Annotated in this window: 3 protein-coding genes; 1 reads left to right on the top strand and 2 read right to left on the bottom strand. The window is 74.1% G+C overall.

Annotated features, from left to right (window positions below; translation table 11 throughout):
- Positions 1-165: 165 nt before the first annotated feature.
- Together Q0L15_RS19715 and Q0L15_RS19710 are read right to left on the bottom strand one after the other, a co-directional pair.
- On the bottom strand, positions 166-996 hold the full coding sequence (locus Q0L15_RS19715) for a maleylpyruvate isomerase family mycothiol-dependent enzyme (protein WP_296606296.1): 831 nt from the start codon (positions 994-996) through the stop codon (positions 166-168).
- Positions 997-1,069: 73 nt separating this feature from the next.
- Positions 1,070-1,672, bottom strand: coding sequence for a LysE/ArgO family amino acid transporter (locus Q0L15_RS19710; RefSeq protein WP_296606295.1), 603 nt, complete (start codon positions 1,670-1,672; stop codon positions 1,070-1,072).
- 70 nt (positions 1,673-1,742) lie between these two features.
- On the opposite strand from Q0L15_RS19710, the gene Q0L15_RS19705 reads away from it, so the two are divergent.
- Positions 1,743-2,277 (top strand): ArgP/LysG family DNA-binding transcriptional regulator (locus Q0L15_RS19705; RefSeq protein WP_296606293.1); only part of this gene is annotated, 535 nt, incomplete at its 3' end.

The following is a 2,277-nucleotide window of genomic DNA, read 5'->3' as shown; positions in this document are numbered from 1 at the left end:
CAGCGGTCCGGCCGGCCAGCACGACCCGTGCGCCGCGGCGGGCGAGCTCGAGGGCGGTGAACTGCCCCAGCCCACCCATGGTGGTGCCGGTGACGACGACGGCCCGGCCCCGCTGGTCGGGGATGTCGGCCAGCGACCAGGCGTCGGCGGCGGCCCTTGCGGGGCTCACGGGGTGGTCGCCATCGCGTCGAGGATCCGCCCGGCGAGCCCTTCGTCGCCCGCAACGCTCATCGTGCCGGGCTCGGGCTCGCACCGGCCGCCGGCCAGGCGGATGAACGCCTCGCGGTCCATGCGCAGCAGCACGTCCGGGTCCGCCGGCGGGACAGACAGCCGCTCGCCGCGGCCCGCGTCGTTGACCGTGAAGGCGTACGGCGCGCTGCCCTCGAGGTCGAGCACCACGGTGGTGCCCGGCGGGGCGCCGACGCGCTTGGCCAGCACGTAGCCGAGGCCCTCCGCGAGGTACTCCGCCGTGTGTCGCGCGGCCGCCGAGTCCATGCCGCCCGGGCGGTCGACGGCTCGGCGGACGTCCTGCTCGTGCATCCACACGTCCAGCGGCCGGTTGCGCAGCAGGGTGCGCCAGTCCCAGGGGACGCCGCCGAAGATCGGCTCGGGCCTGCCCGCGGGATCCGTCGGCGGGTCGGCGAGCAGGTGGGTGTGCCGGGCCGTCGCGGCCGAGCGGATCTCGTTGATGATCGCGTCGGGGCTGGCATCGCGCCGGGTCACGACCCCGATCTCGGTGTAGAGACCCATCAGGCCCGTGACGTGGTCGGGCTGGCCGACCTCGGCGGTCTCCTCCGGTGCCCCGGAGAGGATCGACTCCAGGTGGGCGATGTGCGAGGCGACGGCCTTGACGTCCCAGCCCGGCAGGTCGGTCGGCGCGGCCCAGTCGGCCTCGTCGAGCTCCTCGAGGAGGTCGGTGAAGTCGTTGATCGCCTGCCACCAGACGTCGACGTACCCGCGCAGCAGGTCCTGGCCCGAGGGAGCAGCGTCGGTCATGCCGTCGAACCCTAGTCTCTGCGGCTCACGCAGGCACCTGCCGAGGTGCGTCGGATGCGTCACCCCAGCCACATCACCCCAGGGCGAGCGAAAGCGCGATCGCGAGCATCGTGAGGCCGATGAGGACGTCGAGGACCTGCCACGCGCGAGGGCTGGCCAGCAGCCGTCCGGCCCGCCGGGCGCCGTAGCCGAGGCCGGAGAACCACACGATGCTCGCGGCGCAGGCGCCGGCGGCGAACCACCAGCGCCCGGTGGGCCCCTCGTGGTTGGCGATCGAGCCGAGCAGCAGCACGGTGTCGAGGTAGACGTGCGGGTTGAGCCAGGTGAGGGCGACGGCGCGCACGGCGACGCCGCGCACGCCCGTCGACCCGCGGTCCGCCGCCCGCAGCGCGTCCGACCGGCGGGCGCGGAGCAGCGACGCGACGCCGTACCAGGTGAGGAACGCGACGCCCATCCACCGCACGACGTCGAGGGCCCACGGTGCCCGCTCGACGAGCGTGCCGATCCCGCCGACGCCGGCCGAGATCAGGACGACGTCCGAGAGGGCGCAGATCGCCACCACCACGCCGATGTGCTCGCGGGCCAGGCCCTGACGCAGCACGTAGGCGTTCTGGGCGCCGATGGCCACGATCAGGGAGAGGCCGGTCGCGAAGCCGGCGAGGGAGGAGTCGAGCACGACCGCCACGCTAGGTGGGCGCGCAGATGAAGGCCAGCGAAAGAATCTGCATGACCATTAGCATCACTTCATGGAGCTGATGCCCGCCCAGCTGGCAGCGTTGGTGGCGATCGCCGACCACGGGACGTTCGAGGCGGCGGCGCGACACCTGCACGTCACGCCGTCGGCCGTGAGTCAACGCATCCGGGCGCTCGAGTCGGAGGTCGGCCAGGTCGTCGTGCAGCGCGCCACGCCGTGCCGGCCGACGGCGGCCGGCCAGGTGCTGCTGCGTCTCGCGCGCCAGACACGCCTCCTGCACGACGAGGTGCGCGACGCGCTCGCCCATGAGCACCGCTCGGCGGTCGAGCTTCCGGTCGCCGTCAACGCCGACACCCTGGGCACCTGGTTCCGCGACGTGGTCGGCGAGGTGGCGGCATGGACCGACGCCGCCCTGCGGCTGCACGTCGAGGACCAGGCCTACTCCGCCGGGCTGCTGCGTGCCGGCGACGTGCTGGCGGCGGTCACCTCCGAGCCGGTGGCGGTGCAGGGCTGCTCGGTCGAGCGGCTCGGACTGATGCGCTACGTCCCGGCCGCGGCGCCGGCGTTCGTCGGGCGCTGGCGGCAGG

Origin of the sequence: Nocardioides sp. (assembly GCF_024509035.1) — a bacterium.
Lineage (GTDB): Bacteria > Actinomycetota > Actinomycetes > Propionibacteriales > Nocardioidaceae > Nocardioides.
The sequence above is the reverse complement of the archived record's forward strand: the minus strand, read 5'-3'. Positions and strand labels throughout refer to the sequence as shown.